This window comes from Pseudotabrizicola sp., from assembly GCF_030684215.1.
Lineage (GTDB): Bacteria > Pseudomonadota > Alphaproteobacteria > Rhodobacterales > Rhodobacteraceae > Pseudotabrizicola.
In genome coordinates this window covers 1-15122 of record NZ_JAUXOV010000012.1, presented here as the reverse complement: position 1 = coordinate 15122, position 15122 = coordinate 1, and the positions used below count along the sequence as shown (strand labels likewise).

Here is a 15122-nt window from a genome sequence, read left to right as displayed (position 1 = left end):
GAATGATCTCATCGACCTGATCGTAAAGGATTACCCTCTGGATCTGTTCGAGGATCCTTTTCCCATCCTCGAGGCGCAGCCCGATCCCGTCTGGGCAGGTCACCCGGTATGGTCGAGAAATGCCGTCAAGCTGATGAGTGCGCTTCTCCCCGTTGTCGAAGGTCGTTTCGATTGTAATCCGTACGTCCATGGCAGCCCCCCATACAAAGAGCTTACCTTAGCACAGGCCAGATCACCGACGACGACCCCCATGTTCTGTCCACTCCCGGCCGGGTCTGCCGTGTTCAACGGCGGGTCGGTCAGCAACCCTGCACCCTACGGCGTCAACATCGCGGCGATCCGGGCCGCAGCGATGGGTGTGCTTTGACATGCCGGTGATTTTCGATCTCGATGGCACGCTGATTGATTCAGCCCCCGACATCCACGCCGCCGTCAACCGGACGCTGGCCGAGGTGGGTGCCGATCCGCTGACCTTTGACACCGTACGCTCGTTCATCGGCAACGGAGTGTCGGTGCTGACCGAACGGGTAATCGCCGCACGCGCCCTGCCCCAGCCCCATGCCGACCTGCTGGCGATCATTCTACGCCATTACAACGCCGATCCCGCGACGCTGACCGTGCTTTACCCCAATGTCCGCGAAACCCTGACCGCGCTTGCCAAAGCGGGGCACGCGCTTGGCATCTGCACCAACAAACCCGAAGGACCGACACGCGCCATCCTTGCGGCCTTCGGCATGGATCACCTGTTCGCGGCCGTTTATGGCGGCGACAGCCTGCCGGTCCACAAACCCGACCCCGCCCCCCTGCTGGCGGCAATGGCGGCGCTTGGCGGCGGTGCAACCGTCTATGTCGGCGACAGCGAGGTCGATGCCGAAACCGCCGCCCGCGCAGGGCTGTCCTTTGCGATCTTTACCGAAGGCTACCGCAAGACACCGATGGCAGACCTGCCGCATGACATGGCCTTTGACGACTTTGCCCTGTTGCCAGGAATCGTGGCACAACTTATGGCCATGCACGCATGACCCTCGGCGCGCTGATCTTCGATGTGGACGGCACGCTGGCCGAAACCGAAGAGGCGCACCGCGCGGCCTTCAATGACACTTTTGCCGCGCAGCGCGTGCCGTGGCACTGGACCCGCGCAAACTATCGTCGCCTGCTGAAAACCACCGGTGGCAAGGAACGGATGCAGGCCCATCAGGCCATCTTTGATGGGCACCCGCCCCTGAACGCCGCGCAGATTGTCGACCTGCACCGCGACAAGACCGAACGCTATGCCCGGATTTTGGCCGGCGGCGGTCTGTCACTGCGCCCCGGCGTGGCCGACCTGATCGCCGCCACGGCATTGCGGTTGCCGTCGCCACCACCACCAACACCCCCAACGTCGAAGCGCTGTGCCAGTGCTGCTGGGGCAAACCGGCGACCGAAGTATTCGATGCGATTGCGGCAGGCGACATGGTGGCCGCGAAGAAGCCCGCCCCGGATGTGTATCTGACCAGCCTTGCCCAGCTTGGCGTCTCGCCCGCCCGCGCCATCGCCTTCGAGGACAGCCGCAACGGCCTGATCTCGGCCAAAGCCGCAGGCTTGCGCGTCTTGATTACCCCCAGCATCTACACTGATGACGAAGACTTTGCTGACGCCGATTGGGTGCGCAGATCGCTGGAGGCCAACGCCCTGCCACAAGTGTTGGCAGCGCTTTTCGCTGATCCAACGGATCACAGGCGCAGGTTCGGATGAAATCACTCGCGATCACCGGTTCACGTTCGAGATCGAGACGCGCTTTGACGATCTTATCGACGGTAGCGTCGGCCTGTCGATTGACGACGTCAAAATAATCCTGGCATCGCTTCAACACCAGAGTTGGTGATGCTGACCGCCAAGCTTGGTGCCCTTATGGCCGAAAAAATCACCAGCACCGAAAGCTTTTCATCGCCACCTGCGAAGATGCGAACCTGCGCAAAGCGACCTATGAGGAGAACCTCGGCAGGTATGCTGGCCTCACAGCCGACATGTTTGGATAGGTGCCTGCATGCTCCCTGCTATTCAAGGCAGATGGAACATCGGTCGCAACCTCAAGCCGATCCAGCTTCCGAAAAACGCTGCCGCAACCCAAATCCAGGCCGACATACTGCCCGAAGCCAGCGCAGAAAAGTAGGCCCCGATGTTGCATCCCCCCGAAAGCCGCGCGCCGTAGCCCATCAGCAAACCGCCTGTTTCGACCCCCAGAGCACACAGCCCGCCGAAATAGTCGGACCATCCGCACGGAACATTGGTTTGCGATACGCCAGATCCGAAAAGCGACCCTGCCCGGTCATCTCGTGGATCAGTCCTCTTGCTTGCATCCGATCATCTTGCCGTCCAAGACACGCGAGGCTCCACAGGTGAAAGCCCATACCGGCGCGTAAGAGACGGAGGCTTAGGCACCAAGCCCAATCAACCTATTGATCTGTCTGCCATGCTTCGTTCACTTCTCTTGCTCGTTAGGGGAGGTGTGCAATGTCGGCAGAGTTTTGGCTTTCGGATCGGGCCTGGGCGGCGATATAGTCTGACATAATCTCGGCGATCACCGACACCGCCAGAAACGAGGCGTTGCGCATCGACGGCATCAGACCCACAGGGCCATGCACAAGGTTGATCTGATCATGTGGCACGCCCATGGCTGCCAGCGCGTCTTTGCGCTTGGCATGGGTGGCGGCACTGCCCAAGGCCCCAATGTAGAAGGGCTGTTGCGGCAGGCAGGCGGCGATCAGCGCGGTTTCCCAATCATGATCGTGGAACAAAAGCAGGACTGCCGTAAAGCGGTCAACAACGATCTGCGGCGGTCGGGTTGGCGAGGACAGATGCAGATAGGTCATGCCCGGCAGGGCACCCAGACCGGCGCGGTCGCGGGCATCCGGCGTAGCCACCACCGCCGCAATATCCAGCGACGCCAGCAGCTGGGATAGTTTTTCAATGGGCGCGCCCCGCCCGGCCACCACCAGCCGAAGCCGGGGCGTATAACAAGCGCGAAACAGCGCATCATCATCGGTGGGTGACGGCACGGCCAGCCCCTTTGCCCCGCCAAAGCCAAGTATCACGGTCTGGCGCAGCGCAAGTGCCTGCGCGGCGCGCTGGCATGTCGCGGCCACGGGTGCGGGGTCGATCAGGAGTTCAAGCGAGCCACCGCAAGGCAACCGCAGATCGACAAAGGGCGATCCCACTCCATAGATCAGCGACCTGATCTTGCCGTCTGCCAGCGCATCAAGCGCCTGCAAGCGAACATCGGCGTCGATACAGCCGTTGGAGACATAGCCTGCCATGCCGCCATTCTGGTCCACCGCAAATAAGGTGCCAACAGCCCGCGAAGAGCCGCCGGTCACACGGGTCACCACGCCAAGCGCGCAGGCAATACCTGCGGCTTGGCAATCGGTGACGAAAGCCAGAATATCCTCGGCCGTCTCGCAATAGTCAGGCAAGAAATCCGATATCCGTGGCTCTGCCTTGGTCATACGTTGGCCTTTTCCATGATGTCGGAAAAGGTTTCAAAGAACTTGGTGGCGAGCTTTTGCGAGGTGGATTTGATCAGCCGCCCGCCCAGTTGCGCAAGCTTGCCGCCGATTTCGGCCTTGGCGGTGTAGCGCAGAATGGTCTTATCACCCACTGCTTCCAGTGTCACATCGGCCCCGCCTTTGGCATAGCCCGCAACGCCACCGTTGCCCTGCCCGGTCAGCGAAAACGCATCTGGGGCACCCGTTTGATCCAGCACGACATTGCCGCCAAAGCGGGCCTTGACCGGGCCGATCTTCAGCACAACCTTTGCCTCAAGTTCGGTATCCGAATGCCGGATCAGCTCTTCACAACCGGGAATACATTGTCGCAGCACCTCGGTATCGTTCAGCGCGGCAAATACGGCGGCTTTTGGTGCGTTGATGGTGATTTCGTCGAACAGTTCCATGGTCTCTCCTAGGTCAGCAACAAGGGAATTTGACGCTGGCCAGCAGACTGGCCTGCGCATCGGTCATGGGCAGAAACGGGTTAAGCCGGTGCAGCAGGCTGCGAAGCTTGCCCGACCTGCGGCCAAGCTTGTCGAAATGCTGGCGTATACGAGCCAGGTCTTCGGGCAGATCGACATCGGTGAAAAAGGCGGGGTTCCCGGTCAGCGCCCAATGCACCAATTCAGGGTGGTCACGGGTAAACTTGCGGCAACCGGGATTGCGTCGGTCGGCCTGCAGATCGGGCATCAGGTGGAGGGGCACGACAATTGGATTGCCGCGATCCTCGCCGCGCAGGGGAATGGTTATTTTTGTGCCACCAGCCCCGGCAAAGGCCGTGAACAGCCAATCCAGCGAGGCCGCATCCAGCAAGGGTTGGTCCGCCAGCGCGATCAGCGTGGCGGCGGCATCCGGGACGGCGCGCAGCCCCGTGGCAAGCGATGTCATCTGGCCGTCGGCAAAGTCCGGGTTGTGCACCAAATGCACCGGCAGCCCCTCAAGCGCTGCGGCAATGGCCGTGGCCTCGTGCCCGGTGACCACGGTCACTGGCGCATCGGTGGCGGCAATGCAGGCCGCGATGGCGTGGCGCAGCAGCGGTTGGCCGCCAAGTGGCAACAACAGCTTGTTCTCGGCCCCCATCCGGCGCGACAACCCACCGGCCAGTACGATTGCGGCGCGGTCAAACATCGGCTTGCCCCATCTGGCGTTGGCCGCTGCGATGGGTCTGAACAATTTGCGCCAGGATCGACAGGGCGATTTCATCTGGGGTAATCGCCTGAATGTCGATCCCGGCAGGGGCTGCCACGGCATCAAGTGAGACGCGGTCAACCCCATCTGCTGCCAGCTTATCCGCCAGCGTCGCATATTTGCGCCGACTGCCGACAAAGGCCACATGGCTTGCCCCTGCGGCAAGCGCCGCCCGCAAGGCCGCCTCATCACCCTTGCCTTGGGTGGCGATCACCACATAGCGGCTATCGGCACCGTCAAGATCGAGGGCGAAGCTGTCTTGCCACGCTTCGGTGGCAGGTAGGGTTTCGGCGTTGGTGCCGGGGGTACAAAGGGTACGGTGAAAATCGAACCGCCCCGCCAGATCGGCCAGCGCCAAGGCCACCGGCCCCGCGCCGCAGATCACCAGACGCGGCATCGGCAGCACCGGTTCCACAAACACATCCATTGAGCCTTTGGAGGGGCAGTTATTGCGGGCAAATCGGATGCCATTACGTTCCTCTCCGGCGCTAACGCCTTCGTCGGCCAACAGGTTTTCCGGGCGCAGGGACACGAATTGCGGGCGGCGCAGTGCCAAAGCGTCACGCGCGGCTTTGGCAACTGCGCTGCGGGCGCAACCGCCGCCGATCCAGCCGTCAAGAATGTTGCCATCCGGCCCCAGAATGGCCTTGCTGCCGGGTTTGGCCGAGGTGGCATCCACCGTGCGCACCACGGTGGCGATGGCAAAGGCGGTGCCTGCAGCCCGCAGACGGGCAATTTCGGTATCGAGATGATGTTGGGCATGCGAAGACAGGCTCATAATCTGGCAAGCTCCTTTTCCAAAGCGGCGAGGTCGTTCAACGTCGCGGCGGCGGCGAAAAGATCAAGATGCGGCAAGGCGGCGGCCATGCCACGGGCGACGGGCGCATAGTCTTTCCAACCCTTCAGCGGGTTCAGCCAGATGATGCGGCAACCGCGCTGGCGCAGTTCTGCCAGCGCACCACCCAGATCGCCGGGATCGGCACTGTCATAACCATCCGACAGGATCATCACCACCGTGCGGCCATTGACAAAACGGCGGGCATAGGTCCGGGCGAATTGCGCCAGACTGGCCCCGATGCGTGATCCGCCGCCAAAGCCATCGGCCAGCAGGGTGATGCGGCCAAGCGCGCGCAAGGGATCGTCGTCACGCAGCGCCCCGGTGATGCGGACAAGCCGGGTATGGAACAGATAGGCGTCGCTGTCAGGATCGGCGCGCATCAACCCGGCCAGAAAGGCCAGAAACGGGCGGGCATAGATCACCATCGACCCCGACACATCGCACAGCGCACAGATCCGCAGCGGGCGGTCGGGCCTGCGCCGCCGCATCAGGCGCAGGGGTTCCCCGCCGGTTTGCAGGCTTTGTCGCAGGGTACGACGCAGGTCGATAGCGCTGCCCGTGCGCGCCGCGCGCCGCCGCCGTGACCGCCGATCGCGCAGGGCGCGACCCAGCCGCAGCGCCACCAGTTCGGCGGCCCGGATATCATCAGCATGGACAAGTTCGCGCAGGTCTTTCTTCATCAGATTGGCGATGGCCGAAGCGATAAGTTTGCCATTGCCATTGCCATCGGCATCGGCGGGGCTGTCGCCATCTTGGCCATCATCGGGGCTGTCGGCCTTGCCGCGCCCGGTGGCACGCCCCTCTTCGGCGGCACGAGAATTGCGGCCGGGTTTCGGGCCGCCCGCACTGGTTCCTGGCATGATCTTTTCGCGCACCCGGCCGCCATTCATCCAGAAGCTGTCAAACAGCAGATCAAACTGCGCCGCCTCTTCCAGCGATCCGGTGCAGACCGCGCGCAGGGCCAGACGCGCCTCATGGGGATTGGCAGCATCGACATGGGCCAGCGCGGTCAGCGCCATGCCGGTTTCGGCGACGCCAAGCGGCAGTCCCTGCGCGCGCAGATGTGCCAGAAAGCCCGCCAGCCGCGCCGCTGGGCCGGGGTCGCGCGCCGCAAAGCGGGTGACTTTGCTCATGCCGCCCGCCCGGCCAACCGCTGAGCCATCTCGGTGGGGATCGCCGCGCGGTCATTGCGGGTTTTCAGCAGTGTCGCCAGCGCCACCTGCAAAACCACCGGATCACTGGCCAGATCATTGATACCGAAACCCAGCAGTGCCATCGCGAAATCCAGCATCTCGGCCACACCGGGCTTCTTTTCCAGATCTTCCTTACGCAGGCTTTGCACGAAGCTGACGATCTGCCCGGCCAACTGGCGTTCCACCCCAGGGCAACGCCGCGCCAGAATGGCCAGTTCGGTATCGCGGTCGGGGTAATCGACATGCGCAAAAAGACAGCGCCGCCGCAGCGCATCCGACAGATCGCGGGTGCCGTTCGAGGTTAACACTACATAGGGGCGGCTGATCGCATCAAGCGTGCCAAGTTCGGGGATGGAGATTTTGAAATCCGACAGGATTTCCAGCAAGTAGGCTTCGAATTCTTCATCGGCGCGGTCAATCTCATCTATCAGCAGCACCGGGGCGATGGGTTGGCGGATGGCCTTTAGAAGCGGGCGTTGCAGCAGGTATTCTTCGGAAAAGATGCGCTTTTCCACGTCGCGCCCGGTTTCCCCCGCCTCGGCAGCGGCCCGGATCGCCAGAAGCTGGCGCTGGTAGTTCCATTCATAGATCGCCTGTGCCGCATCAAGGCCTTCATAGCATTGCAGGCGGATCAGGTTGGTGCCTTTGACCGCGGCAAGGCAATGCGCGATCTCGGTCTTGCCAACGCCAGCCGCGCCTTCCAGCAACAGCGGGCGGCCAAGCGCCAGTGACAGGTGCAGCGCCATCGCCAGTTCGGCCCCGGCAACATAGCCCTGCTCTGCCAGATCGGATTGTAAGGTTTTCCAGTCGGTCATATCGCCTTCGGCCCGTCAGGCCGCCCTGTAGGTCATGTCTGTAGATTGGGGATGTTTGCTGGAAACACCCCCTTTCGCGTTGCTTTCGATGGTCAATGAATGGGCGCAGAAACCTGAAAGGTCAGCTTTCCGCGCCTCACATCAGTCGTGCAGGCCCAGATCGTGGGCGATGCGCCAAATCCGCCAATGGTCATGCGGCATATGGCTTTGGCGCAGGCCGAAGGCGCGGAAGGCGTCATGGACTGCGTTGGAAAAGGCCGGAACGCCGCCGACATTCGGGCTTTCGCCCACACCCTTGGCACCGATCGGATGGTGCGGGCTGGGGGTTACGGTGTGGTCGGAGGTGTAATGCGGCGTCTCCCATGCGGTGGGAAGGAAGAAATCCATCAAGGTGCCGGTCTTGACGTTGCCGATTTCGTCATAGGCAATCTCTTGCCCCATCGCGATGGCCAGCGCTTCTGTCAGCCCACCATGAACCTGCCCCTCGATCACCATCGGGTTGATGCGGGTGCCGCAATCATCCAGCGCATAGAACTGCCGGATTTCATGCACGCCGGTATCCACATCAATCTCCATCACGCAGATATAGGCACCGAAGGGGTAGGTCATGTTCGGAGGATCGTAGTAGCTGACCGCCTCTAGCCCCGGCTCGACGCCCGGGATGGCCTGATTATAGGCGGCATAGGCGATTGCCTTCATGGTCTTGAAGCGTTCCGGCGCGCCTTTGACGACAAAGCGGTCAACGTCGAATTCGACATCGTCGTCATGGACTTCGAGCAGATAGGCCGCGATCATCTGCGCCTTAGCCCGGATCTTGCGACCCGCCATTGCGGCGGCGGCACCCGCTACCGGGGTTGACCGCGACCCATAGGTGCCCAGACCGTAGGGGGCGGTATCGGTGTCGCCTTCTTCGATGGTGATCGAATCTGCTGGGATGCCGATTTCGGAGGCCAAGATCTGGGCAAAGGTCGTGGCATGGCCCTGACCCTGACTGATGGTGCCCAGCCGTGCGATGGCCGATCCGGTCGGATGGATGCGGATCTCGCAGCTATCGAACATGCCCATGCCAAGGATATCGCAGTTCTTGATCGGCCCGGCCCCGACGATTTCGGTGAAATGGGTCAGACCAATTCCCAGAAGTTTGCGCGTCTCGCCGCGTTTGAACGCCTCGACGCGGGTTGCCTGTTCGCGGCGCAACCCGTCGTAATCAACCGCCTTCAGGGCTTTGTCCCAAGCGGTGTGATAATCGCCGGAATCGTATTCCCAGCCCAGTGCCGATTGGTAGGGGAACTGATCCTTGCGGATAAAGTTCTTGGCCCGCAATTCGGCGGCATCCATGTTCAGCTCGATCGCCAGAACCTCGATCATGCGTTCGATGAAATAGGCGGCTTCTGTCACCCGGAAGGAGCAGCGGTAGGAAACACCACCCGGCGCCTTATTGGTATAGACACCGTCAACCCCAAGATAGGCCACCGGAATATCATAAGACCCGGTGCAGATGCTCATGAAACCGGCGGGGAATTTGGTCGGGTCGGCACAGGCATCGAACGCGCCGTGATCTGCCGTGACATGACAGTGCAGCCCGGTGATCTTGCCCTCTTTGGTGGCCGAGATCTTGCCCTTCATCCAATAGTCGCGGGCAAAGGCGGTGGCCATCAGGTTTTCCATCCGGTCTTCGACCCATTTCACCGGCTTGCCGGTGACAATCGAGGCGACGATGGAACAGATATAGCCGGGATAGACACCCACCTTGTTACCAAAACCGCCGCCAATATCGGGGCTGATGACGCGGATGTTATGCTCTTCGATGCCTGACAGCAGCGAGGCCACGGTGCGCACCACATGCGGGGCCTGGAAAGTGCCCCACAACGTCAGCTTGCCATTGATCTTGTCCATCGAGGCGACGCAGCCGCAGGTTTCCAGCGGGCAGGGATGGGTGCGGTGGTAGTAGACCATTTCTTCGGCCACCACTTCGGCCTCGCCAATGGCTTGATCGGTTGCAGCCTCGTCGCCCACTTCCCATTTGAAGATGTGGTTGTGGTGACGCCGCGCACCATGCGCGCCTGAGGTCTGGCCTGCCAGATCCTCGCGCAGCACCGGCGCGCCGGGTTCCAGCGCCTTGAACGGGTCGGTGACCACCGGCAGTTCAGAATATTCGACCACAACCGCCTCGACGCCATCAGCGGCGGCATAGCGATCTGTCGCGACGACATAGGCAACTTCCTGGCCCTGGAACAGCACTTTGCCATCGGCCAGCACCATCTGCTTGTCGCCCGCCAGTGTCGGCATCCAATGCAGGTTCAAGGGTGCCAGATCCTTGGCGGTCAGCACCGCCAGCACGCCGGGCACCGCCATTGCAGCCGCCGTATCAATCGACACGACACGCGCATGGGCATAGGGCGAGCGGACGAAATCGCCAAACAACATGCCGGGTAGTTTTACGTCATCGACATAGTTGCCCTTGCCTTGGGTAAAGCGTGCATCTTCAACCCGCTTGCGCGAGTGGCCCATGCCTTTGAGGTTTGCGACCCGTTCGTCATGGGTCGGTGGGGTAAGGTCATTCATTCGGCTGCCTCCCTTGATGCGTTGATCTCGGCTGCGGCGGCGAGGATCGACTTCACAATGTTCTGGTAACCCGTGCAGCGGCAAAGATTGCCGGCCATGCCAAAGCGCACGTCCTCTTCGGTGGGATCGGGGTTTTCCTTGAGCAGACGCCAGGCGCGGGTGATCATCCCCGGCGTACAGAAGCCGCATTGCAGCCCGTGATGTTCACGGAAAGATTGCTGCAACACATGCAGACCCGCCGGGCCGGCGATGCCTTCGATCGTGGTGATTTCGGCCCCATTGGCCTGCACTGCAAACACGGTACAGGACTTCACCGATTTGCCATTCAGTTCGACCGTGCAAGCCCCGCAATGCGTGGTCTCACAGCCGATATGCGGGCCGGTCAGGTTCAGCCTTTCCCGCAACACATGGATCAGCAATTCGCGCGGCTCTGCCAGAACCTCGTGATTTTCGCCGTTGACCGTCAGCTTGATAATTGATTTTGTCATGCTTCCCCCCTTAGCTACGTGACCAGGCACGGGCGATGGCACGCCCGATCACGGTCTTTGCGACATGGCGCTTGAATTCGACCGGACCGCGATTGTCTTCGGTCGGGTTGATGTCTTTCAGCGCGGCATCCACCGCCGCACGAATGGCCGCAGGGCCGCAATCCGTGCCAACAAGGGCGGCACCAGCGGCTTTCGACCAGACCGGTACATCGCTGAGATTGGTCATGGAAACCGAGGCGGCAACACATAACCCGCCTTCACGGGCAATCTGCACAGCGGCAGCGGCGGTTGCATAGTCGCCGATCTTGCGCTTTTGCTTTTCATAGGCATAGCCACCCTTGGGGGCTGCAAATGTAAGCTGGGTCAGCAGTTCACTATCTTCGCGCACCGTGACATAGGCAGCCTCGTAGAAATCGCGCGCCGCCACTTTGCGGGTGCCGTTCGGCCCCGTCAGCGTATAGGTCGCCCCCAGACACAGCATCAGCGCCGGCATGTCATTGCCGGGATCGCCATTCGCGACATTGCCGCCAATCGTGCCCATATAGCGCACCTGCGGATCGGCAATCTGCAATGCCGCCTCTTTCAGGATCGGCGCGGCTTCGGTCAGATCGGCATTGTTGATCAGCATATGCTGCGTGACCATCGCACCGATGGTGATCTGCTCGCCTGCAACCTGGATGCCGCCCAGACCGGCCACATCCTGCAAATCGACCAGATGCTGCACATCGGTCATGCGTAGTTTCATCATCGGGATCAGGCTGTGCCCGCCGGCAACAACACGGGCTTCATCGCCATGCTGCTGCAATAGCGCGATCACCCCCCCAACGTCCTTCGGGCGATGGTATTCAAACGCCGCTGGTATCATGTTCGGCTCCCCCCTCACATGTGTTTCTAGCTGCCGGAACTTAGGCAGATGGCTTTGGGGACTGTTCGCAGAAACGAACGACCCGAGCCGGGCGCTGCACGAACTGCGAATTTGGCGCGCGAATGGCGAAAATGCCCGGTTACAAGCCCAAAGCGCTGCGGAGCGACTGAATATGAGACCGGCTGATCGGAACCTTGTTCAGATGCGCCACGGAATCAAAATGGCACAGCCCGCTGTCCTTTAACCGTTCAAAACTGCTGACATGCGCGGGATTGACCAGAAAGCTGCGATGGCAGCGAATGAAATTGCGGGCGGCAAGCCGCTTTTCCGCCTCGGTGATTGTCCAGACGCAGAACAGCTTTTCGGACCGGGTGTAAAGATAGGTGTAGTGCCCTTCTGCACGTACGGCGGCCACGGCATCGGCATCGACAAAGAACGTGCGCCCCGCCAGTTCATAGGGCACCTGTTGCAGCAGGGCAGGCGCGGGGTCCGGCGGCTCTGCGGAAGGTGGGGGGGCGGGTTCGGCTGGCGGGGCCGCCTTGGCGGTCTGCGGGGCAAGAAAGGTCACCCCGGTCAACAGGAACGCGCCGCATAGCACAAAGCTGGACAGGACCACGCCCATGGCAAGCACCTCTTTGCTCATCGCGGGACCAAGCGTGCCGACAAATTCGATCGCCTGAAATCTGGTCCCGGCGATGGCAACGAAATGAACGGCGAACACCGAAATGCCAAAGCACAGCGTACCCAGCAGGATATTGCGATGCTCGCGGCGCCCGTAAGCCACCCGGAAGGCAAGAATACTTAAGCCGATGGACGACAGGGTTGCCAGCGCCACACCGGGAAAGCTGTAGATGGTCCGGCACAGTTCAAGCCCGGACATCCCGATATAATGCATCGCCAGAATACCGACCCCGACAATCCCGCCCGCCAGCGCCACCGACCCCGGCGTCCGGGTATAGAAATGCATGATCAGCAGCGCGCAACCCACCATCAGGATCGCGACCAGCGCCGACAGCAGGGTAATCGCCGCATCATAGTAGAACAGGATCGGCAGTTGCAGGCCCAGCATCGCCACGAAATGCATCGACCAGATGCCGCCGCCAAGCGCCACTGAGGCCAGCGTCACCGATACCTTTCGATGCACCGCCGTCTTGTTCGCCAGACCATAGGTCAGCGACAGGCCGGTAAAGCCCGCGATCAGTGCAACGCACAGCGACGCCAGCGACAGCCACGGATTATGTGAGACGCCCTGAAACTCCATATCGCTTTCTACAGCCGACACGACCGGCTTCGCAACTCTGGCATACAGTTCGTATCAGCCTAAGCACCGCCTTGTTGGCCACACGGCAGGCACCGGCAATGCTGCCTTGCTTGCCCTGGGGTGCGCTCTGATGCCCAGCGTAACTTATCCTCGATGTGCAAATCAGCATGAGTAAGGCTGGCTGCTGTAGCAAGTGCCCCGGATGCCGCCGACGGTCGTGGCACACTTGCAAGCCCTACCTCGCGCTTGTCAGAACTGATCTGACGGCCTCGACCGTGCGGGCGACGATCACATCGGCCTCGTCGCGGGTCAGGCAAAGCGGCGGCGCGAAGCCAAGAGTATCGCCCTGCGGCATGGCGCGGCCAATCACCCCGCGTTCGGCCAAAGCGGCGGAAATCCGTGGGCCGATTTTGTCTGCCGCGTCAAAGAACACGCGGTCATCCTTGTCAGCGACAACTTCCACCGCCGCCATCAAACCATCGCCGCGCACATCGCCGACATTGCGGTGATCGGCCAGCGCCTTTGCCAGTTCGCTGCGGAAATAGGCCCCGACCGTGCCCGCGTTCTTCACCAGACCCATCTCGTCGATCAGTTGCAGGTTGGCGATCCCGGCTGCGGTGCAGATCGGATGCGCCGAATAGGTCCAGCCATGCCCCAAAGCACCCAGCTTGTCCGACCCTTGCACCAGCACCTGCCACATCCGGTCGGCCACAATCACCCCCGACAGCGGTGCATAGGCCGAGGTCAGGCCCTTGGCCACGGTGATCAGGTCAGGCTCCATGCCGTAGTGATCAGAGCCAAACATGCTGCCCAGACGGCCAAAGCCCGTCACCACCTCATCCGCCACCAGCAGGATGTCGTATTTCTTCAGCACGGCCTGAATCTTCTGCCAATATCCGGCGGGCGGCGGCACAATGCCGCCGGTGCCCAGAATAGGCTCGCCGATAAAGGCCGCCACGGTATCGGGGCCTTCGGCCAAAATCATCGCCTCCAGCCGATCAGCGCAATCTTGCGAAAACTGCGCTTCTGTCATCGAACGGTCGGCACGGCGGAAATAATAGGGGGCTTGAGTATGCAGGATAGGCGCGCGCGGCAGATCAAAGGCGTTGTGGAACAATTCCAGCCCGGTCAGCGACCCGGTCATCACGCCCGATCCGTGATAGCCGCGCCAGCGCGAGATGATCTTTTTCTTTTCGGGCCGCCCCAGCACATTGTTGTAGTACCAGATCAACTTGATGTTGGTTTCATTGGCATCCGACCCGGACAGGGCGTTGTTGCATAACTCTGTCTGCCTAGGATTCACATCGTGAATCCATGCGGTTAGATTGACGTTATGAGCAAGCCGACACCCTCCCGCTACCGCACGACGAACTGGTCCAGCTACACGGCTTCCCTGCGCAAGCGTGGGTCGCTTCTGATTTGGCTGGACAAAGAGATGACCTGGCTCGCGCCGCTTGACGGCAGCCCCGGTCGGCCTGCGGTGTTTTCCGAGGCGGCGATCCAGTTCTGCCTGACCATCAAGGTTCTGTTCAAGCTGCCGCTCAGACAAACGACCGGGATGGTGGCGAGCTTGCTCAAGCTGGCGAACCTGGATTGGGCGGTGCCGGATTACTCGACGCTGTGCCGGAGGCAGAAGACACTGGTCGTCCAGATCCCCTATCGGCGCGCCGACGGCCCCTTGAACCTTCTCGTCGACAGCACTGGCATCAAGTTTCTTGGGGATGGCGAATGGCAGGCCCGCAAGCACGGTGTGCAGGGCCGACGCCAATGGCGCAAGGTGCATCTGGCCATGGACACCGCGACGTCGGACATCCGGGCGGTGGAGTTTACCCCCAGCAGCGACGGTGACAGCCCGGTCCTGCCGGAGTTGCTCGACCAGATCCCCGAGGGCGAAGAGATCGACACGGTGACTGCCGATGGAGCCTATGACACCCGACGCTGCCACACCGCCATCCTCGACCGCCAGGCCACGCCGATCATCCCGATCCGCAAGAACGGACGGCCTTGGAAGGAAGATTGCCCGGCCGCAATCGCCAGAAACGAAACCCTGCGAGCCACTCGCCACTATGGCAGGGCATTCTGGAAGCGCTGGACCGGATACCACGCCCGAAGTCGGATCGAGGCAAAGATGCGGTGCCTCAAGGCCTTCGGTGAACGCATCGCCGCAAGACACCCTGACAGCCAAACCGCCGAAATCCAGATCCGCGTTGCCCTCATCAACTGTCGCGTTGCCCTTAAATCGGGTCATCCTCAATTTGTGTGTCACGGTCTGACCGAGTTTCACAGATTGAAGGGATCAGGCCGTGGTATCGAAGAAGCATTGGGCTCCAACCGCCAGCGTCGAGGTTGGTGAGGTCCGCCAGTCTGAGACGGGTGCATGGG

The 15122-nt window shown here is 61.5% G+C and carries 13 protein-coding genes and 4 pseudogenes; 4 read left to right on the top strand and 13 right to left on the bottom strand.

Going from position 1 to position 15122, the window contains the following annotated elements; translation table 11 throughout:
* Window positions 1–190: pseudogene (locus Q8K08_RS00905) on the bottom strand (ISKra4 family transposase); the annotation flags it as partial.
* 72 nt (window positions 191–262) lie between these two features.
* On the opposite strand from Q8K08_RS00905, the pseudogene Q8K08_RS00900 reads away from it, so the two are divergent.
* The 3 genes and pseudogenes from Q8K08_RS00900 to Q8K08_RS00890 all read left to right on the top strand — a co-directional run.
* Window positions 263–367, top strand: a pseudogene (locus tag Q8K08_RS00900) (ribulose-phosphate 3-epimerase); the annotation flags it as partial.
* A gap of 1 nt (window position 368) precedes the next feature.
* Complete coding sequence (gene gph, locus Q8K08_RS00895) at window positions 369–1022, top strand: phosphoglycolate phosphatase (protein WP_305248899.1); 654 nt, start codon at window positions 369–371, stop codon at window positions 1020–1022.
* A pseudogene (locus Q8K08_RS00890) lies at window positions 1019–1734 on the top strand (HAD-IA family hydrolase). The gene gph and the pseudogene Q8K08_RS00890 overlap by 4 nt, the downstream one beginning before the upstream one ends.
* A 306-nt stretch (window positions 1735–2040) precedes the next feature.
* Here Q8K08_RS00890 and Q8K08_RS00885 read toward each other — a convergent pair.
* The 12 genes from Q8K08_RS00885 to Q8K08_RS00830 form a co-directional block, all read right to left on the bottom strand.
* A complete protein-coding gene (locus tag Q8K08_RS00885; protein WP_305248898.1) occupies window positions 2041–2202 on the bottom strand; it encodes a YeeE/YedE thiosulfate transporter family protein in 162 nt (53 codons plus the stop codon).
* A gap of 275 nt (window positions 2203–2477) precedes the next feature.
* Window positions 2478–3485, bottom strand: a complete 1008-nt coding sequence (locus tag Q8K08_RS00880; protein WP_305248897.1) for an XdhC family protein — start codon at window positions 3483–3485, stop codon at window positions 2478–2480.
* Window positions 3482–3931: a CoxG family protein gene (locus tag Q8K08_RS00875; RefSeq protein WP_305248896.1), complete on the bottom strand. Its 450-nt coding sequence runs from the start codon at window positions 3929–3931 to the stop codon at window positions 3482–3484. Before Q8K08_RS00875 ends, Q8K08_RS00880 begins: the two co-directional genes overlap by 4 nt.
* 13 nt (window positions 3932–3944) lie before the next feature.
* Entirely contained in the window at window positions 3945–4655 is a 711-nt protein-coding gene (locus Q8K08_RS00870) for a nucleotidyltransferase family protein (RefSeq protein ID WP_305248895.1), read from the bottom strand.
* Entirely contained in the window at window positions 4648–5493 is an 846-nt protein-coding gene (locus tag Q8K08_RS00865) for an XdhC family protein (protein WP_305248894.1), read from the bottom strand. The genes Q8K08_RS00870 and Q8K08_RS00865 overlap by 8 nt, the downstream gene beginning before the upstream one ends.
* The gene (locus tag Q8K08_RS00860) at window positions 5490–6686 is read right to left on the bottom strand and encodes a VWA domain-containing protein (RefSeq protein ID WP_305248893.1); all 1197 of its coding nucleotides are present in this window, start codon (window positions 6684–6686) and stop codon (window positions 5490–5492) included. The genes Q8K08_RS00865 and Q8K08_RS00860 overlap by 4 nt, the downstream gene beginning before the upstream one ends.
* Window positions 6683–7561 (bottom strand): MoxR family ATPase, encoded by an 879-nt coding sequence (locus Q8K08_RS00855; protein WP_305248892.1) that lies wholly within the window; start codon window positions 7559–7561, stop codon window positions 6683–6685. The genes Q8K08_RS00860 and Q8K08_RS00855 overlap by 4 nt, the downstream gene beginning before the upstream one ends.
* A gap of 141 nt (window positions 7562–7702) precedes the next feature.
* Window positions 7703–10126, bottom strand: coding sequence for an aerobic carbon-monoxide dehydrogenase large subunit (locus Q8K08_RS00850; RefSeq protein ID WP_305248891.1), 2424 nt, complete (start codon window positions 10124–10126; stop codon window positions 7703–7705).
* Window positions 10123–10614, bottom strand: coding sequence for a (2Fe-2S)-binding protein (locus tag Q8K08_RS00845; protein WP_305248890.1), 492 nt, complete (start codon window positions 10612–10614; stop codon window positions 10123–10125). Before Q8K08_RS00845 ends, Q8K08_RS00850 begins: the two co-directional genes overlap by 4 nt.
* A 10-nt stretch (window positions 10615–10624) precedes the next feature.
* Window positions 10625–11479, bottom strand: a complete 855-nt coding sequence (locus tag Q8K08_RS00840; protein ID WP_305248889.1) for a xanthine dehydrogenase family protein subunit M — start codon at window positions 11477–11479, stop codon at window positions 10625–10627.
* 139 nt (window positions 11480–11618) lie between these two features.
* Window positions 11619–12761 carry an MHYT domain-containing protein gene (locus Q8K08_RS00835; RefSeq protein ID WP_322573449.1) on the bottom strand — a complete coding sequence of 381 codons (1143 nt, stop codon included), beginning with the start codon at window positions 12759–12761 and terminating at the stop codon, window positions 11619–11621.
* Window positions 12762–12975: 214 nt separating this feature from the next.
* Entirely contained in the window at window positions 12976–14043 is a 1068-nt protein-coding gene (locus tag Q8K08_RS00830; RefSeq protein ID WP_305248888.1) for an aminotransferase class III-fold pyridoxal phosphate-dependent enzyme, read from the bottom strand.
* Window positions 14044–14073: 30 nt separating this feature from the next.
* On the opposite strand from Q8K08_RS00830, the pseudogene Q8K08_RS00825 reads away from it, so the two are divergent.
* Window positions 14074–14961, top strand: a pseudogene (locus Q8K08_RS00825) (IS5 family transposase); the annotation flags it as partial.
* Window positions 14962–15122: the final 161 nt, after the last annotated feature.

What these genes read in the sequence shown, in the direction of transcription:
- gph (WP_305248899.1), top strand. Translation starts at nt 369, where the DNA reads ATGCCGGTGATTTTCGATCTCGATGGCACGCTGATTGATTCAGCCCCC.
- Q8K08_RS00880 (WP_305248897.1), bottom strand. Translation starts at nt 3,485, where the DNA reads ATGACCAAGGCAGAGCCACGGATATCGGATTTCTTGCCTGACTATTGC.
- Q8K08_RS00875 (WP_305248896.1), bottom strand. Translation starts at nt 3,931, where the DNA reads ATGGAACTGTTCGACGAAATCACCATCAACGCACCAAAAGCCGCCGTA.
- Q8K08_RS00870 (WP_305248895.1), bottom strand. Translation starts at nt 4,655, where the DNA reads ATGTTTGACCGCGCCGCAATCGTACTGGCCGGTGGGTTGTCGCGCCGG.
- Q8K08_RS00865 (WP_305248894.1), bottom strand. Translation starts at nt 5,493, where the DNA reads ATGAGCCTGTCTTCGCATGCCCAACATCATCTCGATACCGAAATTGCC.
- Q8K08_RS00860 (WP_305248893.1), bottom strand. Translation starts at nt 6,686, where the DNA reads ATGAGCAAAGTCACCCGCTTTGCGGCGCGCGACCCCGGCCCAGCGGCG.
- Q8K08_RS00855 (WP_305248892.1), bottom strand. Translation starts at nt 7,561, where the DNA reads ATGACCGACTGGAAAACCTTACAATCCGATCTGGCAGAGCAGGGCTAT.
- Q8K08_RS00850 (WP_305248891.1), bottom strand. Translation starts at nt 10,126, where the DNA reads ATGAATGACCTTACCCCACCGACCCATGACGAACGGGTCGCAAACCTC.
- Q8K08_RS00845 (WP_305248890.1), bottom strand. Translation starts at nt 10,614, where the DNA reads ATGACAAAATCAATTATCAAGCTGACGGTCAACGGCGAAAATCACGAG.
- Q8K08_RS00840 (WP_305248889.1), bottom strand. Translation starts at nt 11,479, where the DNA reads ATGATACCAGCGGCGTTTGAATACCATCGCCCGAAGGACGTTGGGGGG.